This window comes from Lysinibacillus sp. FSL K6-0057 (assembly GCF_038630885.1).
Taxonomy (GTDB): Bacteria; Bacillota; Bacilli; order Bacillales_A; family Planococcaceae; genus Lysinibacillus; species Lysinibacillus fusiformis_F.
Window position 1 is genome coordinate 2,976,007 of the sequence record NZ_CP152047.1, and the last position, 26,584, is coordinate 3,002,590.

Consider the following 26,584-nt stretch of genomic DNA (forward strand, 5'->3'; position numbering starts at 1 on the left):
CCAATAATTCTCTTTTATCATTAATGTTCGGTGATTTCAGATGCGAAACTAGGAATCCAGAAGAAGAATACATGTATTGTCAGATATGTAACGGTAAAATAAAAAGACATCCATCATTCAGCGATTCTTTAAAACTAATGAAAGACGATGAGTTTTTAACAAGGATGATAAATGATAATTCTGAACATCTGTCATTGAAATCTAGAGTGATACTAGTTGAGTTAGTGCAAAATTTAACAGTACCCTCTTTCGTATGCTCGTTAGAAAGAAATGAACATATGTATGTAGAGTTAGATGAGTTAATAAAGAAAGATTATGTAAGACTCATTGAAGAACAGAACTCAGACTGTTCACTACTGATTGCTAATGCTAAAAAGTTAAAGCTGCATGACGATGAAGGAATTATAAGTATAATAAGTACTCAAAGAGAATTTAATACTCCATATATACAAAATAAAAGATATGAGCGTATAAAGAATTTGGTTAATGACTTTACTAATGAAGATAAGACTAATTTATTACATAAGTTTAATAATAGATGCGCATTTACTGGTAAAGAAGTAACTTTACACATGGATCATGTAATACCAGTAGCATGGGAAATCGAAGGTACAACGTTATCTAACATGTTACCAATTTGGGATAGTATAAATTCATCAAAACACGATAGTAATGTGTTTGAATGGTATAAAGTTAATGGTGATAGATTTGATGTTAAAGAAGAAATGTTTATTAAAGCAATTACATATATAGCAGAATTAAATGATATGACTTTTGTTGAATATAAAGATTATGTATATAAGTGTGAACAAATTAAAAACAGAAAGGATGATAACTATTAAATTAGATAATATCAAGGTTGGAGATGTATTCAAGAATTATAAAGAGTTATGCGAAGTACTTGGAGAGAAAGTTAAGAGTGGAAACGCAAAGAAGTATCAATTAATTGAATGGGAAAGATATTTTGTTTATGACAAGAAAGGTTATAAATTCATCATTAATAATATTTATGATAATCCATTAGAAAAAGTAGATAATAGACAACTTAACGGTAATATTGCACCGTACATTAATGATGCTGAATTACTTTTAATAGACTTGATGTTATGTAGTGACGGAGAATTACTTCTTCCAAATAGTGCTTTGTTACAAACGTTAAAGCTAGTTAATCATAATTATAATATTTACTATGGACATAATAGACCTCTATTAGCAAACGGATTAAATATAGATTTAGATCATGTTAATGATTACTATAATAACGTTAATAGTTCATTAGTAGGTAATTTAAAAACTATAATGAATAGATTAGAGAAAAAGAAATTACTATTTCATAAAGAAGTTGTAATGGTAAGAATTGTTGAGTTAGACTCCAATAGTTATAACCAAGATGGAAATGTTAAGTTGGATGTAAATACAGTTACGGATGACAAAGGAATAGAAAGAACAACTTATAAGCCTGCTCCAATAAAAACAAAAGAAACTTTTAGAGAAGCAACTACAGATGAAATAAGAAGAATATTAAAAGTGCAAAGAGAAACTATGATTAGCTTAGGATTTAATAAAGATGATAAGTATAACGTATTATACAAAGAAGGATTGACTTACAAGTTTAATAAGATAGTAAATGATAGACTTCTCAAAGAATACAATATACTTAGAAGTTATACAGCTCATCATCTGATATATAATAACGATCACTTAGAAGAAGAACGATTAGAACTACTTGATGATATTGAAAAGAAATTAATTCAAAGCAAAGTTAATGAGGAAGTTAGAAATCGTATTATGGACAATGCGAGAAATCGTTCTAATGACGCAAGCAAGATATTAATAGAATACCTAAAGAAAGATAAAGATGTTGACAGTAAAGTTATTATGCGGTCAGATTCATCTTATCTACATAGTTATGAAATACTTAATGCATACTTAATTGATAATGAAATAACTCCTAAGATTGCTAATGATATGTTTAAATTAGAAGTAAAAGAACAAAAGCAAACAGAAGATATAACTATAGAGTTACCAGAGTTAATGTGATAAATACATAAGATAAATGTTGGACGTAATATCCCTATATAATACTAATACATTTAATAGGCTGATTACGTCCAACAAATTAATGTGTACTTATAATAAAGAAGAGATCAAGAGCCTGACGCACAACTACTAAAGTAGTCGTTTGTCCACAACGCTAACAAGTTAGCTTATGTGATTATCATTTAATATATTATATAGTATGTATGATTATGGAAGAGAGAAGAAGCTAGATAGTTTTATTAGTGTTATTGATAGTATGAATATAGTTGATCCTATACCAATTGGCGGAGTCAGTCAGTCATTTAAAAGATACATACATAATCATTATAATAGTAAAAAAGAAAATATAGATAATTATTTTAGTAATTCTGGATATCAAATTATAGAAAAGAAAGATAGATTTAGTGAAAGTAGTAAATATATTAAAAGGTTGTAAAAGTTTACTGGACTAGTTTACTTCAAAGAAATAGAAAAATTAAACCACGTTAAAAGTATGATGACAAAGAGATGAAATATTCTTTCTGTCTTTTTTGTTTATGGTTATGTGTATATTAAGATATAAACAGTAAAATTTACAGTAGATGATAAAGGTTATTTCTATCACATTTAAAATAGTACATCAAATAATATAATTATAATGTAGTATATAGTCCATTAATTTATATATAGAGGACTTTGACTACGCAGCTCATGTTATATAACGAATAGAACAGTATAAATGATGGTGCATATTACCTATACATTAAAACGTATGTTCGTATTTATTTACTTTTGACATGTTAATTTAGCTGTGATCGGTGTCTATTATTACTGTAAATAATTGGTTATTATAGGTAAAATAATATACATTATATCCTTATAAACACTGGATATGGGGGGTATGTTAACATTTTGGAAGTAATTGGAGTGTCTGATAGCATGGCTACCTCTTCCATCCACACACCATGACAATTTTTTCAACTTGCTAAATTTTATATTACTTTATACCTATCATCTTCCCTACTTATACTCGTAATCGCATTCGTCAATTACCATCAAAACCCTTGTAAATATTGAATATAACATTATAGGACTTTAGTCACTTTACCTTATTTTACCCTCTATTTCACCTAAAATTACTCCTGAAAAGCCCATAACTATTGAGTTTTACGATTAAAACGGTACGACTAAAATTAATATATTCCTTATTATAAGGATAAAACTCTGATAAACACTGGATATTACCCTACTTTTTCCTCTAATTCAGCAGACAATAAAATAACTCGAAAAATAACGATCATTCATCTCCAATCCCTTATAAACACTACATATCAGCAGCAGGATTCCCATAGTCAATCGACTAAGGATGAAATTCTTGATTATCGTCTTTTCGAGTTCAAAAATAACCTATTATTTTATTGTTAAGTATTCATACAAATTAACTTATGATATTTATTTGTTATTTTAAATATAATTTTGATAATATAAATTAACTTAGTAATCTACCATTCTCAACAATATCAATTGCATACTTTAATACACTTTTCTTAGGGAGATCATCTTTGGCGCACATTGCCAATAGCCTTAGTGACTCTTCAGGTTGAGTTATAGATAATTTACTTATAATTAATAATAATGCTGAATTCACTGAGTCATTTTCACTTAAATCAACAGTTTTTATTTCTTTCATTTATACTACTCCACCTTTCTATAGTTATAATTATTGGTATGATTTCTATAAATTACAAGAAAAACACTCTTCATTTCATTAATTATACAAACAAACATTAATCTTACAGTTTAAATAATACACCATAATACCTATCAAAGCTATTCGGATATTACATATTTCTACATGATTCGACAAAAATTCGATACAAATTTTGCCAACATATAGATTTTAACGGTTTTAATGAATTAATACTACTCATATAGTGGATATTAAAAAATATTTTTTTAGTTCGACTGTCACTTCTCGGACTTTTACATTATAATATTAATAAATACATAAAAAATAAAAATTTAAAGGAGATTTTATATGATTACAAAATTTAACAAAGAGGATGTTTTATTTTATTTAGAGGAAATGTTGCAAATGGAGATGGCTACTTCTATTGAGGAAGATGTCTACTATTCATTTAAACAAGATAAGAAGATAACTAGAGAACAATTAAGATCAGTATTACAGCGTATGCATAAATGGCAAAATACTAAATTCTAATTATATAAATATATAATAAAAAAATAATACTATTAAAGGAGAGTTGATTAATTGGTAAGTGCTTTAGAAAAACAGGTTTATATCTATAGTATTGGTACAGAAAGCTTTTATACTGACAAGGAACATGAAATACATAAAAAATTAGTTAGGTTATACATATTAAGAGGAAAATTAGATAAAGCAATTAAGAAGAAAAAAGACAATCGTAATACACGTAAAGAACGACTAATCAAAACTAAAAAAAATATTAATAAAATCATACATAATTATAAAAAAGAACTTACTTCACTTCTTAATGATTTTAAAGGTATAAGAGATTTACGAATTGATTCTTTATCAGACAATAGAATTATTGGAATGTTTGATTCAGCTTTAACTAGAACAGTTGGAATGAAGGTAGATAGTTTATCCACCGATTTATTTATTGTAAGAGCTTTTTACTTCAGTGTACTTAACAATATTATGAAAGACGGATTTACTTACAAAGGTGAGAAATACATTTATTTTTCATCTAGTGCAGGTCAAATAAGAACTAAGAAGGTTGTGTTTATAAAAGAATCACTATGGGACAAGTATGAAGGATCATTAACCTGTGGATTGAGTATAGATGAGATAAATAGTAAAGGTGGCTGCAATGTTAATAAATTATTAGCTTATAAAGCTTTAACTGCTTCAGCAAGTGTAAAATGGAATGGTTTTGATATCGATAAAACTATAGTTGTTCCTGATTTAGAGACAAATGTTTGTTCAATTTTTGATTATATTGATCGAGATACCTATAAGATTACTCGTAAAGAAATGAATGTGCCAATTGAACATACGGATGGTTGCGGGATGATACTACCTAGAAAATCAAAAAAAGCTTTTATGACTAGACTACCCTATGTAAAAGGTTTATTAGTCCCCTTTCCATTTGACGAGTTTGCTAAATTACATGACAATACTAAAGTGAAGGACATATATGGTAAGGAATGGGATATCATTGAAGATGATATACAAGTCATATTCACTAAATCTCAATTTAAAATGAAAGCATATTATGATGATTGGGACGATTATAAAAGAAGATTTAAAGATAATAATTGTCAAGCTGTAAAGTTAAATGAAGAAGATATTGGTGAGAACGCTACATTAAATTATCAAATGCTACAGACATTAACTGATGTATCGAATCAGGAATTAAAAGAGATATCTCAAGCTACTAGTGAAGATATCTTGAAAATTGGAAATGATAAAGAAACAATGTTGAGAATTTTAGGTGCTACTGAAACAAATAAAAAGAAAAATCATTTCCAAATAGCACTTACCCTTTATCCAGAATTATTGAATGATGAACATTCTAAAAAGGTTATAAAAGATAAGAAAAAATCAATGGTTAACGATGCAAGAGCAGGTAAATTAAGAATAAATGGACGTTATCTTTATCTGATTCCTGATCTATATGCGTTTTGTCAAAGACTATTCTTAGGTATAGTTAAACCAACAGGATTATTATCAAATGGTGATGTATTTTGTAATGTATATGCTGAAGGTAAAGTAGATATTTTACGAAGTCCTCACTTATATAAAGAACATTGTGTACGTAATGTTATAAAGGAAGTTAAAATGAATAAATGGTTTATTACAAATGGTATTTACACAAGCATTCATGATCCAATTTCTAAAATTCTACAATTCGATAACGATGGTGATAAAGCTCTTGTTATTCAAGATGAATTATTTGTATCGATTGCAGAAAGAAATATGAAGGATATCTACCCTCTTTATTATGAAATGGGTTCTGCTGAACCTGAAATAATTGATAATACAAGGATTTATGACAGTCTACTGTTAGCATTTAAAGCTAATATAGGTGAAGTTAGTAATAATATCACTAAGATATTTAATTCTGAAAAAGAGATTGATTTAGATGTTGTTAAATGGCTTACTGCTGAAAACAATTACATAATTGATTATGCCAAAACATTGTATATGCCTAAACGTCCAGAGGAAGTAGAAGAAAAAATTAAAGAGAGTATAAAAGGTAAAGTTCCTTACTTCTTTATTGAAGCTAAAAATAAAGATAAAGACAATGTTTCTGACATTACAAAAAGTACTGTTAATAGACTAAGAAAGATAATTCCTAATAGAAATATTAAATTCGAAGCAATTGCAGGTGAATTTGATTATAAAATGTTAATGAGTAATGATATTATCTATATTAATAGAAAGATTATAGAAACATATCGTAAATTAGATCGTTCTAAGAAATTTCTCATTGGGGATACAAATATCAAAGATAGAAATGAAGGTTTATTGTATGTAAACAAATACATAATAAATGAATTATCAAAGATTGAATCTAATAAAGATAAAATCGTAAACGTTCTAGTTAAGGAACTCTATGGCAATTCTAAATCACCTAACAAATCAACGTTATGGGATTGCTATGGTGATATCTTGGTGTCGAACATTCGTCAAAATTTAAAAGGTACTAAACAATGCGAATATTGCGGTATTAGAATCGAAACAGTTAATAACAGAGTTAAGTTTTGTGCTGAATGTGCCACAAATATTAATAGAGAAAAAACAAGAGAAAGAATGCGAAAATCAAGGAGAAATGTTTGAGATAGAAACTCTCATAAACATTGAAATATTAAGAAGTTTGTTCAATTTAGAAACATGCATTACCGTTAAAACCTTGATAAATCAGCGTTTATAAGCACTTTTCAAGAATGTTCTCTAAAGGAATAAAAAACTAAAGTACAAAGAAAAATGGTTCACATCCCCCTTTTTAAATATTAAAATACATAAAATTTGTAAGAATATAAGGAGAGTATAATTTATGACAGTATTAAACTTAACAGAATTAGGAAAGCTAACAAAAGATGCTTTAGGAGTAAAAGGTATTGAATTGGATTCCAAAGAATCTAAAACTACAGTAGAGACTGTTTTTGAGGTTATTCGTGATCGTTTGCTTGCAGGTAATGATATTGATATCTATGGATTTGGAAAACTGGAAAACAAATCTCGTGCTGCACGTAAAGGAAGAAATCCTCAGACTGGTGTAGAAATTGATATTGAAGAAAAACGCACTGTAGGTCTTAAACTTAAGCCTAAATTTAAAGAAAAGTTAAACAGCTAATTTTAAATACATAGCAAATTAATACAGACGTTTTAACATTCGGATAGAGTTAGAGGTAGGGTTCTCCCCTTCTCTGCTCTATCCTTTTAATTTTAATTAATAATTAGATGAGGATTACAGGAGGATATATCTTATGGCTAAATACTCAGGACAAGTGAGCTATAAAGGTTTAGTAAGTGTAGAAGATGATCAAATTTACATTACTGAATCTAAAAAAGATGCTGCTACAAAAACAACTATTGAAGAAAAGTTTAATATTACAGAGAAATTTCGTGAATTTGATGGTAAAAATACATCTGTTACCGTTAAAGAAGACAAAGACTTAGAACCAATTGAAGATTAAGGAGTGATTGAATGACTTCTTATGAATTAAAACGAAAAGAAAACGAGAGCTTTAAAGATTATCACATTCGATTATATTCTAATTTAGATAGTTATAAAATTTCATCAGACGAAGCTACCATGCTGTTAAATAAAGAATATGGTTCTAATTACAGTGAATCTAAGTGGCGTAAGGATTATGGTCAGTATTTGAATTGGAAGGATTACATCGAGTCTAAATTAATTGGAAACGATGAGTTACCTTCATATAAGCAGTCAAGTGAGATTAAAGGTGACGGCACTCACTCTTCAGATAAGCTCATTCGCATTAATGAAAATGAAAAACTAGATGCTGACACAATTTTAACAGCTCATGGATTCGATATTAATGAGTTTGATTTAGTAAATGCTAAGAATTCCATTTGGAATCAATCTATCGATAAGACTTTATATTCAAGTAAAATCACAGTTAAACCTAAATCAATTAAATTTGATATTGAAAATGTACTTTCTCAACTTCATGATAAAGTTAAAAAAGTAGTAATAAATAAGGTTGAATTCAAAGGTGAAAATTTACTAGAAATACCACTGGTAGATATGCACTTCGGAATTAATGATCTAGAATACTACAATGAAACATTGAATGAGATAATTGAGCTAATTGAGTCTAAGAAGTGGGATACTATTTTTATTCCAATTGGAAACGACTTACTTCACCATGATGACTTTAAGGGACATACTAGCAACGGTACTGCGATTGAAAAAATAGATATAGAGAATGCTTGGACTGATGCTTTCACCTTCTATAGCTATATCTATGAGGCTTCATTAAAGAATGCTAATCATGTTGTATCTGATTATGTATGTGGTAATCATGATAAAGTTATGACTTATGGATTAGTTAGAGCATTGGAAGTTAAATTTCCTCAAGTTAAATTTGATACTTCAGTTAGTAACAAAAAAATGTTCACATGGAAAGATGTCGCTATTCTTAGTCTACATGGTGATAAAGGATCAAATCGAGTTAGTAAAACCATCTATAAAGAATATGGCAAAGTTATTGCTGACAAGAAAGTTGTTGAGATTCACAGTGGACATCTACACTTCTCTCAATCTAAAGATGATTTCGGTGTAGTATTTAGAACATTACCTACTAAAGCTCAAACTGATGAATGGCATAGAGAAGAATCATTTGTTGGTGCAGGTAAATATTTCAGTTTATTTGAGTATAAATCAGATTTATTGAAAACTATACATAATATTTAGGCGATACATATGAAAAATCTAATATTTGAGATCAAATTTATTACTTTTATGTACATGCAGGAATTTAAAATTTTATTAAAACGGTTATTTTATTAAAATTAATACATATAAAAATTCATAAATGGAATGAGGTGAATTATATTTGCCTACTCTACTAGATAAGGATAAATATAAAAACTGTTCCATGTGTGGCAACAACAAAAAGTTAACAGATTATTATAAGTCATATAGTCCTTTAGATAAAATAGATGAACGGCTAAGGGTTTGTAAAGTATGTCTTAAAAATGAGTCTGATATAAATAATGTAGACAGTGTAAAAAATATTTTAAGGATGGTAGATAAGCCATTTAATATTTTATTATGGGAATCTGCATTAACTAAACCAGATGTAATTGGAGAGTATTTTAAGCTTATTAATGCAAAAGACTATAGACATGAAACATGGGAACAGAGCATTTTTGAGAAACAAGATGATCGTAAAAGTGAAATAAATCAAGAAGACAGTTTATCAATCGAATATATAGATGATGTTATATTAAGTGATTTAAAAGAAAAATATGGTTACGGTTATCCTGATGAAGAGTATATTTTGTTTGAAAAGAAATTCATCAATCTAAAACCAAGTTTTCAGTTACCTACTACAATGCATGAAGAATACTTACGTGAGTACTGTGTAAACAAAGTAAAAGAAACTATCGCTAAAGCTAAAGGTGAATTTAAAGAAGCTAAAGAATGGGCTGCTATGGCTAAAGAATCTGCTGAAGCAGGTAAATTAAAACCAAGTCAAATGAGTAAAGCAGATTTATCTCAAGGATTAGATGGATTTGGACAACTTGCTCGTATGGTAGAAGAGCATCAAGACATAATACCCCTTCTGCCCAAGTTTATTAAGCAACCTAAAGATGATGTAGATGTTACATTATGGCTCTACATCAATTATGTAAGAGATTTACAAGGATTGCCTAGTGCTGAATATGATGAAATATATCAATTTTACGATGAACGTAGAAAAGATTATGAAGGTAGAGAACTAGATAGTCAGATGTCCGATGGTGATGAAGATGACTAGTTACAAGAATTTTCAAGACGATAACTTCAAATATACTAAAGATTCGTCTCGCACTAATGATAATCCAGCTTTCAACTCACAAGTAAAAGTTAATGATATTAAGAAAAAATCATTTGACAGCAACTTTAATACTTGGGTTGAATTTTTACAGTGGGCTAGATGGTTTCCTGATCTTTGGTTTGATCTTATAAAACCAGAAAAAGGTGGAATGAGACTTGATTTAGATCAACGTGTATTTCTTAGATGTTTGAGTAGATTTATTAGTACATATGGAGTTTTCCCTCGTGGTTTTGGAAAAACAATGATTGAGTTAATGTCAATATACCATACAGCAATTTTCTTCCCTGATGTTAACTTATCAATGTCAGCTCAAACTAAAGAAAACGCTGCTTCAATTAGTGAAGATAAACACAAGGAACTTGTAAAGAAATTCCCATTACTATTAAACGAAATAACAAAAGCAAGTCACACTAAAGATAGTGTTGAAGTTATTTTTAAATCTGGTGGTACTTATTCTATTTTAGCTAATGCACAAAGTACTAAAGGTCAACGTAGACACAGGTTAAATGTAGAGGAATCAGCTTTATTAAATAACGAGCTATTTAAAGATGTACTTGAACCAGTAGTAAATGTTCCAAGACGAACAATTGGTGAACAGTCAATTATTAGTCCATATGAATTAAATGGAATGATTAACTTTGTTACCACTTCAGGATACCGCGGATCAGATGAGTTTAATCGAATATTAAATATGATTAATGAAATGGCTGAATTAAAAGGAAAGATTGTACTTGGGGCAAGTTGGGAGCTTCCTTGTCATTATGGTCGTGGAGAAACAAGAAATCAATTGTTAGCAAAGAAAAATGACCCTACTACATCTGCCACAGCATTCGCAATGAATTACGAATCTAAATGGGTGGGAGCTACTGACGGAGCATTAGTAAATATTACAAAGTTACTTAATTTAAGGGTATTACCAAAAGTAGAATTAGGTTGTCCAAAAGATAATCGAGGGAATTTTGAACTCAATGAATATGTAATTGGAGTTGACGTTGCACGTTCGTCTGCTCAAAGTAATAATAAAACTGCAATTGTTGTCCTAAAAATTATTAGAAATCCAAAAGGTTTAATTAGGCAAATTCAATTAGTGAATATTATCGAACCCCCAAACGGATTAAACTTTAAGGAGCAAAGCATTATTGTCAAAAGACTATTTAAAAAGTATGGCGGAAATGAGAATTTAAATAAATCTCGTGTCAAAGCTATAGTTATAGACGGAAATGTTATTGGTAAAGGTTTAATTGACAGACTCTTAGAAGATGTCACTGACCCAGATACAAACGAAGAATTGGGATGTTTTGATACTATAAATACAGATCAAAAACCTGACCATGAAAAAGCTATTAAAATAGTTTATGATTTAACTGCTACAGGTATCAATGATGAAATTATACGTACATTTATAGATTACGTTGAAACAGAAAAATTGAAACTTCTTAAAATAAATGATGAGATTAAAAAGACATCTGTATATGGTGATGATAATTTAGTTGAAGAAGAGAGAGCAAGACTTCATACTCAATATTTGATTGATGAAGTTTCCAATCTTAAACTAAAAAAAACAAAGAATTCAATAACAGTTGAACAAGTTCAAAAGAAAATTGATAAAGATAGGTATTCTGCATTGGCATATGCACTATACTATATCTTTTTATTTTTGGAAAAAGAAATAGATGAAACTGTTAACTACGAAGAAGATGATGAATTAATTTATTTCTAAATAAAAATACATAATACTATCCCAACTGTATCGGAGGTGAATAAATGTCAGATATTGTACAAATAGATACAGAGACAGAAGAATACAAAAGAATGATAAACGATTATAACGACTACATTAGCACTTTTGTTTCTGGATTTGTTACCAATTTATTCTCACAAGGAATAATTGAAGAAGTGGATGCAGAGACGCTTAAAAAGTATTTTTCCAATCCAGATACTTTTCAAAAAGAAATTGAGGATTTAGCACAATATTATTATATTTCTTCAGGTGAAATACATCAATTATTCGAATTAATCGAAGCACTTCCCTCTTTAAATTACAAAATAGATTCATTCGATAAGAATAAACACACAGATAAATATATTGGAATGATTAACAAAGCACTCCACAAAATTAAACATAAACGTTTGACTCGTGATTTACTTAAACAAACATCTGCATCTGGAACGTTAGTTGGTATCTGGTTAGGCGACAAGAATAATATTTATCCTTATGTTTTCGATGATGTAAAATTTGTATTCCCTGCTTATAGAAAAAATGGCGAATGGCAATGTGTTATAGACATGGAGTATTTCTCAAAATTACAAGATGATTTTCGTAATGAACAATTTGACAACATGTCCCCCTACTTAACAAAAGAAGATTTTAAGAAATATCAAACCGATACTTCAAAACACAAATATAAAGAGTTACCACAAGATAGAACCTTTGTATTGAGAACTGGAACATTAAAAAGAAATCAAGGTTTAGGTACATCGTTAGTTACCTCTGGTTTATATGACGTATTACATAAGAAGAAATTAAAAGATGTGGAATACTCTATCGCTAATAAAATCATAAATGCCGTTGCAGTACTAACTGTTGGTGTGAATGGTAATGAAAAGTATGACACAATGACAAACTTGAAATTACCTAAAGCTGTGAAACAGAAAGTTCACTCTGGAGTTAAACAAGCATTAGAAAAAAGTAATACAAAAGGCGTAACTGTAGTAACTATACCAGACTTTGCCAAGTTGGATTTCCCTGATGTTTCTACAGATGGATTAGGTGACAAGAAGTATGGGAATGTCAATTCAGATATTAAGACTGCATACGGCATATCAGGAGCATTGTTAAATGGTGATGGCGGTAACTTTAGTGCATCTAAACTTAATCTTGATACTTTCTATAAGAGACTTGGAGTTATGTTAGAAGATGTCGAACAAGAATGTTATCAGAAGTTAATTAATCTAATACTCCCCTCTTCTCAAAAAGATAATTTTGTAATGGAATACGACAAATCAACTCCACTCACTCATAAAGAGAAAGTGGATATTTTAATGAGATTGAACGATAAAGGATGGTCAATTAAGCATGTTGTAGACCAACTAGACGGTGTTTCATGGGAGAGCTTCTTTGAACAAACTATTTATGAAACTGAAGAACTTCATTTACAAGACAGAATTCGCCCATATCAAAGTACTTACACTATGTCTGGTAATGATGCAGGTAGACCTAGTCAAGAAAGTCCAGATAATGATAATACTATCCTTTCTAAGACAACTGATGGAAACAGTCTTCCTGAATAGACTTTTTTCACTAGAGATTAAAGGAGGTGATAATGAAATTGAGCAAAAAACACAAATTGAATTTGGTATTAAACGAAATAAAACAAAGTGATGACCCAACTATTCTTCCTTGTACTTTTATTATAATGGATTTTGAAAAGTCAGGAAATAATGTTGTGGTTGAGGAAGATGTAGTGCTTGAAGGTGGTAAATCTCTTTTAAACAAACCTATAGTAGCTGCATATAAAGATGTTGAAGAAGCAAATACAAAAACAGATAACTTCGAAGGTCATAATCAATATATAGGCGAAGATAGATATGGAAATCAAATAGTTAAATCTAATACAGTACCGATCGGAGTATTTACAACTGAAGGTTATAAGCTCTCTATAAATATCGATGGTAAACAAAGAGACGTTATGGCTTGTGATGCTGTACTTTGGAGAACAAGATTCCCAGATGCTTGTGATTTGTTATTAGAATGGTACGAAAGTGGTATTAAAATCAATACAAGTTGTGAATATTTGTATTCAAACTACTCGTTTCAAAATGGAATTGAATATCACTATTCCCCTATTTATTTTGAAGGACATGCTATTTTAGCAAGTGAAAATCGAGGGAATCAAGATATAGTATTGCCTGCTTATGAATCATCAAAATTGTTGAGTTTTAATGAGATAAGTAAATTTAATAAATTAGTTGCACAAGCAATTAATCAGAAAGACGAGGAGGAAAGAGAAATTATGAAATTCTTTAAGAAAGTATACGAATTATCTCACAGTGATGTTCGTTCCCTACTTTATACACAACTTGAAACATTCTTAGATAAAAAAGAATACTCTTATATTTCAGATGTGTACGAGACATATTTCGTAGTTAATACATACAAATATGATGAGGATGATAATTTAGAGTATGATAAGTACTTTAAATTCAATTATTCTAAAGGTGAAAACGATACAATTACTATTGATGGTGATTCAAAAGTAGAGGTCACTATTAAACGTGATTGGGTAGAAGTTAGTCAATTTGAGTCAATTCAAAATGAAGTAAAAGAATTATCTGTTCAATTAAACGAGAAAGAGTCAAAAGTAGCTGAACTAGAACAACAATTGAATAATATTTCTACAGATAAAAAAACTATCGAAGAAAAATTCAATACTGCATCTGAAACAATCGTTCAACTAAATTCAAAAGTAGAACATCTTACTCCATTTAAAGAACAATTCGAACAACAAGAATTAGAAAAGGTTTTAAATGAGAAGAAAGAGTTTTATAGTGGTAAATTTGAAGCATTGAACGCTAAAGAAAAATTCGAATCAGAAGAAGTACAAGAATTAATTAATAAGACAGTTTATGAAAATGAAGAAGGTTCTAAAGCAACCCTTCAATTAAATTCAATGTTAGTTGATATGGTTGTATTGAACAAAGAAACAAATTCGGAAAAACCTGCAATCAGAGAAGTTTCTAGTAAACGTGAAAATCTAATTCCGTCTAGTGATGATTTTGATAGCAGATATTCACTATAAAAAATACATAACAATTGGAGGAAATTTAAAATGGCAAGCGATATCTTAAAAGCGTTACAGCAAACAGGAACTCACTCAGTGGGTAATTTGAACAGTCTAAAAGTAAAAACAGTAGCAAATGGAGCTATTGTTGAAGGAGCAGACATTGATAATTTTACGTTGGGCGAATTAGGCTTTAATGTAGAAGGAGAACGTACAGTAAAACAATTATCTGCAAATGATAAAAAAGCTGTATTAGTAGCTTCTCCAGAAACTCGTTATCTTGGCGAAGAAATGACTAAGTTCTATAATGCAGTTGGTGAACGAGTTCGATGTGTAATTTTAGAAGAAGGATATACTCGATTTGAAACTTCTGCATTCACTAAAAATTCAGGTGTTATCGAAATTAAAAATGGACAAGTTGCTCACTTTGATGTAGCTACTAAAAAGTTCATTGTTTCTGATGCAGCTTCAGCACATGCTGATTATGCTACTGCATCCGCTCAATTCTTAGTTGTAAATAATGAAGAAGATATGCAGTACACACTTGGAAAACCAATGATTCGCCTTGAAGTAATTAAGGCTTAATATCAAAAATACATAATATATATATATTAAAGGAGATTAAAATAATGGCACTAGACAATTCAAAATTAAAAGGTTTATTTAATCGTGTAATTAACAATAAAATGGAAGAAACAGATTCAACTGATATCAAAGCGTATATCACAAAAGTATTTGGTGACGGTGGTGCTAATCCAGACCCAACAATGTTACACCAATTCAATCAATTAGTTGTTGAGACAGCAGATCAAATTGCAAAGCCAATGGTATCTGATTTACTATCGCTATTTGCAAATACTCAAACTCGACAACGTGGTGATTTAGTTGAGTTACGAATTCCACAAAAGAATAAAGCTAAAGTAGTATGGTCAGCAACTGGATCAGGAGTAGACTTAGTACGTGTAGAAGGTCGCAAATCAATTATTGCAGTACCTGCTCATCTTTCTACTGGTTTTTATTATGAACCTCTTGATTTAGTGAAAGAGTCTGAAGAATATTTCCGTAAATTAGTAAATGACGTTGCAAATGCAAAGGTTAAATTATTCCTTGATAAAATTAATGAATTAACTGCATCTGCCATTACTTCTGGTAAAATTCCAGCAGCAAACGTAGTCACTGGTACTAATCTTACTTTAGCACAATATAATAAGGCTGCATCTGTACTTCAACGATATGGTGGTCGCCCTGTATTTGTTGCAGATTCATTACTTATCGATCATTTTGCTTTCCAACAAGCAAGTGATTCTGTTGTAAAAGAATTACTTACTGAAGGTGTCAAAGAGGAATTACTTACTTCTCTTAACCCTACAACTATTCAACGTACAACTGCTGTAAACCTTGTGAATCCATTTACTGATGAGACTAACTCTAAAGTTGAATTACCAGTAAACAAAGGCTATATGTTTGCAGGCAGTGTTACACAAAAACCGTTCTCTATTGTAGAATACGGTGGTCTACGTCAAATGACTGAGCAGGATATTGAAGATGAACGAATTAAAGTTAAAATCACTCAAGATGTAGCAATTAACCTTGTATTTGGTGAAGCAATTGCAGTAATTGAAGATGATAGTATTACTTTATAAAAAATACATAAACATACAGGGTGACTGCTAAATGTAGTCACCTTTTATTTAAAGGATTATAGGAGGAAATATAAAAATGAATGAGACTGTTAAATTAGCACGTTATCGCAATACTTCTTATTTCGTAAAATACACTGGAAACGGACAAGAAAGACAATATACTTGGAGTGGAAGTAAGAATGGTCGCCCAGATATTATAGCCGTTCCTCGTGATGTAGTGGATTGGTTAACTATGAATACTTCATGCTTTGATAAAGGACAATTAGTGATTTTTGAAGATGAAGTGGTTGTAAAAGAAATAAAAGATACTATTACTGAAGTAGATGCGTATGAAAATAACACTCATACAAAGGATGAGATTGAAAAACTATTGGGTGGTAACATTAACAAACTAAAAGCTGAATTAAAGAAAATCACGGTTGATTCTGAAAAACAATTTGTAATTGACACTGCTTCTGATATGAAAGATGACTTAACGAAAGGTAAATTAGACGCTCTAGCTGAATGGATGGGAGTTAGCGCAGATATTCTATTCGAATGAGGGGTGGTATAAATGAGTACCACTTTCGATGATGTATGGAGTTGTTTCTTGAATAACTGTAGAGTATCCGACATTGATTTACCTAATACGAATGAAAAAATCCACGAAGCAATTAAGAATGCGACCATGTACTTTAACAATAGAATGAGGACTTCTATTCACTGTGATACTGAAATCGAAACTTTTAGCGTTGAATTGTCAGAAGATCACCTTTTAATTCTAGCTAATTTTATCCGATTGACATTCTTAGTTAATCAACGTACATACTTTGAGTCATTATGGCAACCATTCGCTTCGGATGTTGGATTAAGAAATTTCGGCACTCAGATAAACTCATTAAAAGCATCTGTTCAAGAGCAAGAAAAGAAGCTTGATATCTTAATTATTAATACAATGGAGGACTTTCTATGAGTGATATTAAAGTGAAATCCTCTTATATCAACAATGAATTTGAAGATGAAAGTATTTATTCCTATTGCTCTAAATTAAGTAAAAGAAACAATGCAATACTCTACTTACTTGAATCATACCTAAATAAAAAGTTACTTAGTGATAGTGAATTAGCTGAAATAAGAAGTGTCGTTTTGACAGTTAGTGCTGATATAGTAAGACTACCTTCCCTACTCTATGTTGAGGATGGTGACGAAAATGAAGGATTATAGCAATTATCACAATACTAATACAGGCGACAAAATTACTCATGATGCATTATTGCTACTTAATAAATCCTTAGATAGTTATGCATCGTATGAAGTAGTAGTTAATTATGCGAAATCTACAAAGATTTTAATGAATCAGAAGTGGGATGCTGATGGTGAGGCTGTTAAAATAATTGGTCATATTGCAGATATCGAAAGAGGAAACTTAATCGAGCATAACGGTGAATATTGGCTAGTAGTAACTAAACCCGAAGATAATAGGATCTATCGAAAAGCTGAAGCAAGATTGTGTAGTACTGAATTTCCTGTAAAATATGCTGATCAAAAAGTTGAAATCGGTAAGGATGATTTAAATAGACCTGTTTATAAAATTATTGAAGGTGAAGTTAAGATGCTCCCATGTGTTCCTAAGATGAATGATGCTTCTACTTCCATTGCTGATACTAATAATCCAATAAACCTTCTAGACAACCAAGTAATGATTACTATCCCCTACACTGAAGCTCCATCGATTAAATACAATGAGAAATTTAAACTGTTCAATGATACATACAGAATAATTCGTATTGATCCTTCTAAATCAATCAATAAAGTGGGCGTTCTCAGAATTACTGGAGAACGTGTTGAAAGTGTTGGTGATAATTAATGGATTTGAAAGGAAGTCTAAAAAAATTATTTATTACATTATCATCTCATGAAAAATTATTGCGCTTACTTCATTACATACCTGCAAATGCGTTGGATAATCCTCTAGATACAAAGAAACCTGATATTAATTCATTACCAGACAAGTATGACATTGTTGATAAGGTGCTAATGCCTTCTGATAAAAAATATGATTTAGATTTGAAGTCTGAGTTATGTAGGATTTGTTTCTATACAGGGACAAGGAAACCTCAAGATACATACAACCCTGCTGCACGTAGACAACAAGATAATGTGTTTGTTGCTGACCAAGTATACAATTTCGATGTGTATGTACATGTAGATATTGATATTAAAGATTTCAGAATGACTTGGATATGTGATACATTGAACGAAATTCTAGATAAGAAACATGTAACTGATATAGGTGATTTTAGATTAGCGTTCTCCTCCCCTATCAATAATACTCCAGATGGCTTCATTGGATATAAAATGGCATATGTTACAAACTCAGTTCAGTGAGGTGAGTATTGATGAATATTGATTTAGATAATGTATGGGGTGATCCTAAATATGTGAATGGAGTTCCGTTTCACCCTGTCTTGATGAAAGATATTGTTGAGTTCTACGATGTATCATCTTGTCTTTTAATTCCTAAGAATTCTATGAGTGATGCTAGATTTATTAAAATGACTTATCTTTCTTTTTTAATTGGAGTTAGCTTAAGTGAAGGCAATGAACATTTATATGAAAAGTTAATTAAGCTTTTACAATTAGTAACTAGATGTGAAGAAATTAAGATTACCGTCAATGAAAAGGATAAATTTATAATTATCATTAATGAAAAATATGAGATACATGAAAGAGATTTTGATAAGATTCGTGAAATCATAAGTATTCAAAATTTAATTGAGACAAAAAATGATTCATTAGGTAGTGATTTTGACAAGGCTAAAGATAAGGCTAAAAGTGATTTAGCAAGACGTAACAGTAAAATGGCTGATTTGGAACAGCAGATTATAGCCTATAAGTGTGTGCAAAAAAATACTTATGAAGAAATAAAAAATATGACTATTTATCAATTTAGAAAAGAGATTGAAAGAATTGATTTAATTAAGTCTGCTGATGTATTACAAAGCGCACAATACTCTGGAATGATTTCATTTAAAGAAGGTGCAACAGTACCACATTGGCTTGATTATATTAAAGAAAGAAATTCTGATGATTTAATATTAAGCAAGGAACAGCTAGATCATATTTCTTCAAAGAATGGTTTAGTAAGTAATTAAATTAAAATATACATAAAAAGAAAAGAGGAAAATATTTTATGACACAAAAATTATTCGCAGTTTCAGTAGCAGATGCATTGCTAATCGATCCACAAGCTGATACTTTAGTGGTGAAAGGAACAGCATTACTAAGTTCGACAATGGAGCAAGCTATGCAAGAAAGTGAAGTGTTTGCAGGTCGTGGTTCGCAATTACAATTCACGCATAATTATCAAAAGGTGTTATCTTTCCAAATTGAAGCTGCTGATTTCTCACCAACATATTTAGCTTTACAAACAGGTTCAAAAATTAAAAATGAGATGTCGAAATACTACACTGAAGAAACTATTACTTTTGATGCCTCAGGTAAAGGTACTTTATCAGAAACACCGATTGGTGGAGTATATGTTGAAATGGCTTCTAATCATAGCACAATCAATGCCAACAACAAAGAAATCACAGTTCCAGCCTTAGCGAACAAAACAGCTAAAGTTGTATATCAGTACAATGTATTAGTTGATAAATTAACTATTCCTGCAAATTCATTCCCGAAAGCTTATAAATTAGTGCTTACGTCTGATATCTTCAACGCAGATGGTGATAAAGTATTTGAGCAACAAATTATCGCACCTCGATATAAATTAGACGGTGCTTTATCAATGAATCTAACACATGATAGTGTTTCTCAGTTTACATTAAACGGTAAAGCGTTAGCTGATAATAATAATAATTACGCATACATTACTTGGAAGGTAGTAGGTAATGCTAAAGTAGCTGTTTCAATGTTGGCTACAAGTCCTTCTGAAGTAACTCTTTCTGTAGGTGAATCAGAGAATGTAACTGTTTATGGTATTCGTGGTGGAGAGTACAGTAATATCGTAATGGATACATCTACTTTAACTTTCTCTTCAGATGATGACAGTGTAGCGACTTTTGTAAACGGTGCAATCACAGGAGTTGCAGTAGGAGAAACAAATGTCAAAGTAACGGATGGTCTTAACGTTGATGTAATCGAAGTTGTAGTTGTATAAATACATAACAAGAGTAGGGTTAATTCCCTACTCTATTTTATTATACTGGAGAAAAGGAGAAATTCAATATGGGACAATTAAAGTTATCTGAAGTAAAGAAACGTGTTAAAGAGTTAGAGAAAAAGGAAAAGTTTTATTTAGATAAGGAAAACGATGAATATATCTACTACTATCCTAAGTTTTCTGATACTAAAATTAATGAATTAATTGAAGAATTATATAAGACAATCAAATATTGTCAAGAAAATAAGTTAGATAAATTGAATACAGATGAGGAAATTGCACGTTATTTACTATTTTTAATTATTAAACATTTTACATCCTTTAAATCAGAAGTTGATAATAAACCTTTCGATATTCATTATGCATCAATGGAAATGTTAGAAGAAGTAGGGTTATACCGCATTTTCCTAAATCATATGTTCGATCCTGTTGAGGTAAATAAAGTATTGGATAGAAAAAATGAAATTGAAAAATTAGGTGAAACACTTATTGCTGAATTAGAAAAGAATTCTCTAAATGAGGAATTAAATAAATTACAAGTTGTGGATACGTTAGGTAAATAAATATGGTCAAAATACAAGCAACAAATTTAGATGACCTGCAACGACAGCTTCTACGTGGAGATATCATTAATAAAGTATTCGGTGATAAGAAAATTGAATCCATATTAGCTAAAACAATGTCACAAGCTGTACATGATGTTGTATATAGAAAATACATACCACAAGAATATAAACGTAGAGGTAATGACGGTGGTTTATCTGACGTTCGTAATATGAAGATTACCAAAGTTGAAGTAAAGAATGGAAAAGTTAGAGTTCTATTTGAAAACTTAACAATGGGACAAACACATTATATCCCTATATATGAACAACCTGTAGATAGTATGCACGGTCAGTTTATTACAGATACGATTGAGGATGGAGCTAGTGATAACTGGTATAGGCAAGGTAAGTGGTCACAGGCTAGACCATTTGTACAAGAAACCATCGCTAGAATTGAAGCTAACCCTAGTTATTTAATTAATGCAATTAAGGATTCTTATAGAAAACTAGGATTTGAAGTTAAGTAATATTCAATCACTCTATGAAAGGAGAATGTTGGATTGAGTAAAAAAGAGTTAAGTATTGACAAGAATATGTTACGTGAAAGAGCTAGAAATCTACCAGAAGTGACGGATGAAATGTGGGGCAAGGTAAATAAAGAATATGTTGATTTAATTAACGAATACATAGCTTCACAATCTCATTCTCCTCAAACTAAAAAACAATATAAGTCGATGTTACGTCAATTTGGATGGTTCATTTATAATTCATTAAACAATAAACCTATTTACAAAATTAAAAAGCGTGATGTCATTAGATTTTTAACGTATCTGCGAGAAGAAAGAAAAATGTCCCCTGCTGCAATTGGTACTCGTAAAGCAGCTATCTCTAGTCTATGTAATTATATTGAAAACGTAGTTATGGATGATTTCGATGACGATGAAGAGAATCCATACAAAAACTTTAGAAACTTCACTCGTGGATTACCGTCTATTCCAAAAAGTCCAGTTTATGAAAAAATTAAAATTACTAGAGAAGAATACTTAGATATGATGAAAGTGTTAGAAGATGATGAAAATTATTTAGGTATGGCTTGGTTGGCTACAGCATTCAATACTGGTGCTAGACGTAATGAAATCATTCAATTTAAAACTGAAATCTTGGACTACCCTATCGATGAAGGTATGACATATATAATGAGTCATAATGTGCGCCTGAAGGGTTCTGGAGAAGATGGAAAAATAGAACCTTATATGATTAATTTCGAAGCACTTAAATACATTCGTTTATGGATTGAAAAACGTGGCTATGATCATGAATATGTTTTCACAAAAAAATACGGTGATGAAATAAAAGTAGTAGAAGAAGGATGGGCTAATTACTTTTGTAAAAGTGTACTGTCTCATATCTTAAACAGACGTATTAATCCTCACCTATTCAAAGCTTCAGCAGTTACATACTTATTGGAACAAGGCGTACCACTTGAGCTAGTATCTAAATTTGTCGCTCATCATAACGATGTGTCTACCACAATCGCTCATTACGACCTTAGAGATCATGCGGAAGAAAAGAATAATATCTTCGGTAATATGTCATAAATAATTGAAATACTCCCCTACTTTAATTTAGGGGATTACTTGAGTTATTTAATCAAATAAGAATTTTATATAAATAAATACATAATTAATACTTGAAATTGATTTCTCCGCATGTTAGTATTTAGACATAGAGATAAATCAGTAATTGATTTTATCCTTTATACTAATAAATACATAAAATAACTAAAGGGAGAGATTCAATGACAGAAATTAAATTGTTTCAAAATGGTACAGTAAAAAGTAAAGACAGAGAATTTACTCGTCTAGTCGGTGGATTTGGCGAAAAAGAAAGTGTTATTTCTGATTTACAGGTTGCTGAGTTGTTAGGGTATAAGCATGGAGCTAGACAAGTTCGTGAGCGTATTAGTAAAAATATTACTCATTTCGAAAATGGAATACATATTGTTGATTTAAAATCTAGTGACGTACAACACGACACTAGAAAAATGCTAAAATCTGTAGGGTATACTGACCAATCATACAACTTATCTAAAAACATTTACATCTTATCCAAAGCAGGATTCTTATTATATTTAAAGTTTGCAGAGGGTGATAAGGCTGTAGAAATTTATAAAGACTTCTTAGAAGATTATTTCCAAACTAAAGCAGAAAACGAACATATGAAAACAGGCATTCATGAACAGATTGAAAAATGGAAAGAAAAGAAGGCTTTCGCATTCGGTATGAGCATCATGTCTCAATCAGATGATGATAAGGTTAAATATTTAAATGAAGTAGAAGAAGCTAACACTCAAATTTTAGAATTGGAGAAGATTGTTTCTAAAGAAGAAGTAGTTAAAAGTTTACAGTCTAAAATTCATATGAGTGAACTGATTGAAAATACTGATGGTCATTTTGATATTGGAAACTTTGCTAAAATAATCGGAGTTAAGGGATTAGGTAGAAATAATTTATTCAAATGGTTACGTGAACAAAAGATTCTACAAAGTAATAATATCCCATATCAAAAGTATATGGATTACTTTAAAGTCATTCCAGTTGTAAATCAGTTTGGAAAAACAAATGATAAACCTCTACTTAAATCAAAAGGTGTAGACTTCTTAGTCAAAAGATTAATTAAGGATGATAAAATTGTAACCAAGTCTGTTAGTCAAATACTTAATGAATTACCTCAAGCGAATTAATATAAATACATAATAAGAGGTGAGAATAACCGCTCACCTCCCCTATTATTAATCAATATAACTTAAAGAAAATCACCTACTTCTACACTTACAATTTTAGTTACAGTCATGCAGGAGTCAAAGAAATAGCAGTCATCATTGAAGATAAATGTATCAATTGTAAGATTAGCTGGAGATACGAGTGAGTCAATATTGTCAATTAGGTTATTTGATACATTTTCAATTAAAACACATAATTCAAATTCTACCTCACCTTCTGATAATACATTGAATGTAAAGTAATCGGTAAATCTGTATGTACAATCTGAGATGTTGGGCATAGACATGTTGAAATTTTCAATACTGTAGTCTAGGCTGTTTACTTCTTGATAGTTGTAAGGTTGATGAATAATCTCGAATGATATTAATTTACCCTTTTCGTAAATTGGTTGTCCTAATACTTCAACTTGTGATGGGATGTCCCCTTTTGCAATAAGTTTGATTGATGTGATTAATGTATTCATTTTATTCTCCCCTTCTTTATTGTGAGTTAGATTTTTGTACGACTGTACGTATTTAAGTACAAATAAAATGTATCATGAACTGAAAAAATATGTCAATACATTTCTGTACGGAAATTCGTAAATAAGTTATAATCAAGTTAAGTACTTTTAGGATGGAGCGTTTAGTTACTATGAAAACTATAGAAGTTAAACTTAAACAACTAATGAAAGAGAACAATCTAACCCAAGAGCAATTATCTGAAATGACCGGTATTAGAAGGGCAACCATTAGTGAGATTAGTACAAATGGTAAAACTGCAATGAATAGAGTGCATTTGGCTCGTATAGCAGAAGCATTGGAAATTGATGACATTCGAAAACTTATAGATTTTAAAGATCAAGAAGATTAGTGTTAACTCTTTGAGTTTTCGCATTTTAATTCCCTTCATGGCAAAGTATTGATTAAGATTATTTCTGTATTACTCAATTTACTTTAAAAGTGATTTTCATCACGTTAATTAAAGAGGTGTATGGAATGAATATTGAAATTAAATTAAAAGAACTTTTGAAAAAAATAAATATGGAACAAAAAGAACTGGCTGAATTAACAGGTTTATCTTCTAGAACAATATCTGAATTAGTAAATAATAAAACTGAGAGAATTCCTAAGACTGCACTAGTAAAAATTGCAATTGCATTAAACGTGAATGATATTAGAGATCTTATTGATTTTGCAAAAGACAAATAATTAAAAAACTATTCTTGAATTTCATAATTATTCCCCTATTTTATGTATATTTGATTTAATTATCCTGCTGGAATAATTATGAAGTTTAGTAAAACTGAACTACTTTTATTAGTTCAAATTTGAATATAAACACCCTCTTTTTACTACAATATAAATAATTTCGTATCAAAAATATAACATAATTACAGAAATACGTAAATATGTAATAAATTGAAATCCATTCCTCTTGTGCATATAATGATTTCTAGTAGATTTTTATATACATTAGAGGTGTAGAATATTGATAAAATTGACAATTGATAAGGCAGCTAGTTCTAAAGGAATTAGTTCTCAAAAAGAGTTGAGGGAATTAATCATAGAAAAAACTGGTGTGGAATTAAGAGCAGCTACAATTTCAGATTTATACAGAAACAATAAAAATCAAATCAACAGAGAACACCTATTTGCTGTAATGGAAGCTTTAGAAATTACAGATTTTAATGAAGTCCTCACGATAAAGAGGAGATAATTTCTAAAATCTTTCATTAATTACATAATCATGTTAATATATAGTAAATATGTATTTGGAGGAATGGTAGAGAAATCTTTAGATTTCCTTAACATTCTAAACCATTTACCTCGTATAGATGAGGAGTGTTTACTGTATGAGCAATAACAAAACATTAAACTGGCTTGTACCTTCTGTAGTTCTTATCTTGGGAGTACTGTTATTGGTTTTGGCATTTAATTCTATTGATCAATCTGTAGAAATTGGAACTACCTTAGGAATAATAGGATTAATTGTATCTGCGTTAGCGATAGGTTTATTCTTTAGATTTAACGAAAATAATCCACAGTCAGTAAAGAAACTTAAAGATGAGATAAAATTTAAATACCAACTAGATGATCTTTTAGTTTCAAATGACTTAAGTGGGATTGTTGGGTTTTCAAAAGAAAGAAATACTTTGTACTTGATGACTAGAGCAGATATATCAACAGGAATAGAAATTTTAAATAATCACTATATGATTAATGCTTTTCCATTAGAAAGTATTAACAATGTTAATATTATTGAAAATGATATCGTCATAGTAAACTCAACTAATAAAGCTTCAATAGGCAAATCAGTTAGTGGTGGATTCGGTAACGAAGGAATCCAAAACAAAAAAGTAATATTTAAAGTTCGAATCCAAGCCATAACAAAAGATGTTCTACATCCTTCTTCAGATGTCTTTTTATATAGTAGTAATATTGGACTTAAGCGTAATTCTAATGAACACTTGGAGTTATACAAATCAATAAATGATTTCTTTGATAAAATGAAATTGGTTTTAAAAAAACAAATATCTTATTAGTCATCTACCCTACCCACTTTTGAAGTGGGTTTAATTTTAAACAACATTATAATAAATACATAAACATATAAAGGAGAATTG

The 26,584-nt window shown here is 30.0% G+C and carries 31 protein-coding genes; 29 read left to right on the top strand and 2 right to left on the bottom strand.

Features of this window, described 5'->3' with window-relative positions:
- The first annotated feature begins 137 nt into the window (after window positions 1-137).
- The 3 genes from MHB40_RS14915 to MHB40_RS14925 all read left to right on the top strand — a co-directional run bounded on the left by MHB40_RS14915 (window position 138) and on the right by MHB40_RS14925 (window position 2,476).
- A complete protein-coding gene (locus MHB40_RS14915) occupies window positions 138-842 on the top strand; it encodes a hypothetical protein (protein WP_342532758.1) in 705 nt (234 codons plus the stop codon).
- Window positions 805-2,040: a hypothetical protein gene (locus MHB40_RS14920; RefSeq protein ID WP_342532760.1), complete on the top strand. Its 1,236-nt coding sequence runs from the start codon at window positions 805-807 to the stop codon at window positions 2,038-2,040. The genes MHB40_RS14915 and MHB40_RS14920 overlap by 38 nt, the downstream gene beginning before the upstream one ends.
- A 199-nt stretch (window positions 2,041-2,239) precedes the next feature.
- Complete coding sequence (locus tag MHB40_RS14925) at window positions 2,240-2,476, top strand: hypothetical protein (RefSeq protein WP_342532761.1); 237 nt, start codon at window positions 2,240-2,242, stop codon at window positions 2,474-2,476.
- Between the two features lie 1,032 nt (window positions 2,477-3,508).
- On the opposite strand, the gene MHB40_RS14930 is transcribed toward MHB40_RS14925, so the two are convergent.
- On the bottom strand, window positions 3,509-3,709 hold the full coding sequence (locus tag MHB40_RS14930; protein WP_281115045.1) for a hypothetical protein: 201 nt from the start codon (window positions 3,707-3,709) through the stop codon (window positions 3,509-3,511).
- Between the two features lie 348 nt (window positions 3,710-4,057).
- On the opposite strand from MHB40_RS14930, the gene MHB40_RS14935 reads away from it, so the two are divergent.
- The 22 genes from MHB40_RS14935 (at window position 4,058) to MHB40_RS15040 (ending at window position 23,939) form a co-directional block, all read left to right on the top strand.
- Window positions 4,058-4,240: a hypothetical protein gene (locus tag MHB40_RS14935; protein ID WP_342532762.1), complete on the top strand. Its 183-nt coding sequence runs from the start codon at window positions 4,058-4,060 to the stop codon at window positions 4,238-4,240.
- 51 nt (window positions 4,241-4,291) lie between these two features.
- Window positions 4,292-6,847 (top strand): hypothetical protein, encoded by a 2,556-nt coding sequence (locus MHB40_RS14940; RefSeq protein ID WP_342532764.1) that lies wholly within the window; start codon window positions 4,292-4,294, stop codon window positions 6,845-6,847.
- A gap of 217 nt (window positions 6,848-7,064) precedes the next feature.
- Window positions 7,065-7,364: an HU family DNA-binding protein gene (locus MHB40_RS14945; protein WP_342532765.1), complete on the top strand. Its 300-nt coding sequence runs from the start codon at window positions 7,065-7,067 to the stop codon at window positions 7,362-7,364.
- A 133-nt stretch (window positions 7,365-7,497) separates the two neighbouring features.
- On the top strand, window positions 7,498-7,707 hold the full coding sequence (locus MHB40_RS14950; protein ID WP_342532766.1) for a YonK family protein: 210 nt from the start codon (window positions 7,498-7,500) through the stop codon (window positions 7,705-7,707).
- Window positions 7,708-7,718: 11 nt separating this feature from the next.
- Entirely contained in the window at window positions 7,719-8,951 is a 1,233-nt protein-coding gene (locus tag MHB40_RS14955) for a hypothetical protein (protein ID WP_342532768.1), read from the top strand.
- Between the two features lie 142 nt (window positions 8,952-9,093).
- Complete coding sequence (locus MHB40_RS14960) at window positions 9,094-10,020, top strand: hypothetical protein (protein ID WP_342532769.1); 927 nt, start codon at window positions 9,094-9,096, stop codon at window positions 10,018-10,020.
- A complete protein-coding gene (locus MHB40_RS14965; protein WP_342532770.1) occupies window positions 10,013-11,800 on the top strand; it encodes a hypothetical protein in 1,788 nt (595 codons plus the stop codon). The genes MHB40_RS14960 and MHB40_RS14965 overlap by 8 nt, the downstream gene beginning before the upstream one ends.
- A gap of 44 nt (window positions 11,801-11,844) precedes the next feature.
- On the top strand, window positions 11,845-13,371 hold the full coding sequence (locus MHB40_RS14970; protein WP_342532771.1) for a hypothetical protein: 1,527 nt from the start codon (window positions 11,845-11,847) through the stop codon (window positions 13,369-13,371).
- A 32-nt stretch (window positions 13,372-13,403) separates the two neighbouring features.
- Window positions 13,404-14,879 (top strand): hypothetical protein, encoded by a 1,476-nt coding sequence (locus MHB40_RS14975; RefSeq protein WP_342532772.1) that lies wholly within the window; start codon window positions 13,404-13,406, stop codon window positions 14,877-14,879.
- A gap of 30 nt (window positions 14,880-14,909) precedes the next feature.
- Window positions 14,910-15,446 (top strand): hypothetical protein, encoded by a 537-nt coding sequence (locus MHB40_RS14980; RefSeq protein ID WP_342532773.1) that lies wholly within the window; start codon window positions 14,910-14,912, stop codon window positions 15,444-15,446.
- 44 nt (window positions 15,447-15,490) lie between these two features.
- A complete protein-coding gene (locus tag MHB40_RS14985; protein WP_342532774.1) occupies window positions 15,491-16,504 on the top strand; it encodes a hypothetical protein in 1,014 nt (337 codons plus the stop codon).
- 76 nt (window positions 16,505-16,580) lie between these two features.
- On the top strand, window positions 16,581-17,045 hold the full coding sequence (locus MHB40_RS14990) for a hypothetical protein (RefSeq protein ID WP_342532775.1): 465 nt from the start codon (window positions 16,581-16,583) through the stop codon (window positions 17,043-17,045).
- Between the two features lie 48 nt (window positions 17,046-17,093).
- A complete protein-coding gene (locus MHB40_RS14995; RefSeq protein ID WP_342532776.1) occupies window positions 17,094-17,456 on the top strand; it encodes a hypothetical protein in 363 nt (120 codons plus the stop codon).
- Window positions 17,453-17,707, top strand: coding sequence for a hypothetical protein (locus tag MHB40_RS15000; RefSeq protein ID WP_342532777.1), 255 nt, complete (start codon window positions 17,453-17,455; stop codon window positions 17,705-17,707). Before MHB40_RS14995 ends, MHB40_RS15000 begins: the two co-directional genes overlap by 4 nt.
- Window positions 17,694-18,350 (top strand): hypothetical protein, encoded by a 657-nt coding sequence (locus MHB40_RS15005; RefSeq protein WP_342532779.1) that lies wholly within the window; start codon window positions 17,694-17,696, stop codon window positions 18,348-18,350. The genes MHB40_RS15000 and MHB40_RS15005 overlap by 14 nt, the downstream gene beginning before the upstream one ends.
- Window positions 18,350-18,871, top strand: a complete 522-nt coding sequence (locus MHB40_RS15010) for a hypothetical protein (RefSeq protein WP_342532781.1) — start codon at window positions 18,350-18,352, stop codon at window positions 18,869-18,871. The genes MHB40_RS15005 and MHB40_RS15010 overlap by 1 nt, the downstream gene beginning before the upstream one ends.
- 11 nt (window positions 18,872-18,882) lie before the next feature.
- Window positions 18,883-19,638, top strand: a complete 756-nt coding sequence (locus tag MHB40_RS15015; RefSeq protein WP_342532783.1) for a hypothetical protein — start codon at window positions 18,883-18,885, stop codon at window positions 19,636-19,638.
- 38 nt (window positions 19,639-19,676) lie between these two features.
- Window positions 19,677-20,648, top strand: coding sequence for an Ig-like domain-containing protein (locus MHB40_RS15020; protein WP_342532784.1), 972 nt, complete (start codon window positions 19,677-19,679; stop codon window positions 20,646-20,648).
- Between the two features lie 68 nt (window positions 20,649-20,716).
- Window positions 20,717-21,214 carry a hypothetical protein gene (locus MHB40_RS15025; RefSeq protein ID WP_342532786.1) on the top strand — a complete coding sequence of 166 codons (498 nt, stop codon included), beginning with the start codon at window positions 20,717-20,719 and terminating at the stop codon, window positions 21,212-21,214.
- A 2-nt stretch (window positions 21,215-21,216) separates the two neighbouring features.
- Window positions 21,217-21,723: a hypothetical protein gene (locus tag MHB40_RS15030; RefSeq protein WP_342532787.1), complete on the top strand. Its 507-nt coding sequence runs from the start codon at window positions 21,217-21,219 to the stop codon at window positions 21,721-21,723.
- 66 nt (window positions 21,724-21,789) lie between these two features.
- Window positions 21,790-22,794: a site-specific integrase gene (locus MHB40_RS15035; RefSeq protein ID WP_342534786.1), complete on the top strand. Its 1,005-nt coding sequence runs from the start codon at window positions 21,790-21,792 to the stop codon at window positions 22,792-22,794.
- 200 nt (window positions 22,795-22,994) lie between these two features.
- Window positions 22,995-23,939: a phage antirepressor KilAC domain-containing protein gene (locus tag MHB40_RS15040; RefSeq protein ID WP_342532788.1), complete on the top strand. Its 945-nt coding sequence runs from the start codon at window positions 22,995-22,997 to the stop codon at window positions 23,937-23,939.
- Window positions 23,940-24,001: 62 nt separating this feature from the next.
- Here the strand turns inward: MHB40_RS15040 and MHB40_RS15045 are convergent, their stop codons facing one another.
- Window positions 24,002-24,442: a hypothetical protein gene (locus MHB40_RS15045; RefSeq protein ID WP_342532790.1), complete on the bottom strand. Its 441-nt coding sequence runs from the start codon at window positions 24,440-24,442 to the stop codon at window positions 24,002-24,004.
- Window positions 24,443-24,612: 170 nt separating this feature from the next.
- Between MHB40_RS15045 and MHB40_RS15050 the strand changes: the two genes are divergently transcribed.
- The 4 genes from MHB40_RS15050 (at window position 24,613) to MHB40_RS15065 (ending at window position 26,503) form a co-directional block, all read left to right on the top strand.
- Window positions 24,613-24,831 (top strand): helix-turn-helix transcriptional regulator, encoded by a 219-nt coding sequence (locus MHB40_RS15050; RefSeq protein WP_342532791.1) that lies wholly within the window; start codon window positions 24,613-24,615, stop codon window positions 24,829-24,831.
- 125 nt (window positions 24,832-24,956) lie between these two features.
- On the top strand, window positions 24,957-25,169 hold the full coding sequence (locus MHB40_RS15055) for a helix-turn-helix transcriptional regulator (protein ID WP_342532792.1): 213 nt from the start codon (window positions 24,957-24,959) through the stop codon (window positions 25,167-25,169).
- Window positions 25,170-25,449: 280 nt separating this feature from the next.
- Entirely contained in the window at window positions 25,450-25,677 is a 228-nt protein-coding gene (locus MHB40_RS15060) for a helix-turn-helix domain-containing protein (protein ID WP_197223509.1), read from the top strand.
- Window positions 25,678-25,813: 136 nt separating this feature from the next.
- Complete coding sequence (locus tag MHB40_RS15065) at window positions 25,814-26,503, top strand: hypothetical protein (RefSeq protein ID WP_342532794.1); 690 nt, start codon at window positions 25,814-25,816, stop codon at window positions 26,501-26,503.
- Window positions 26,504-26,584 lie beyond the last annotated feature (81 nt).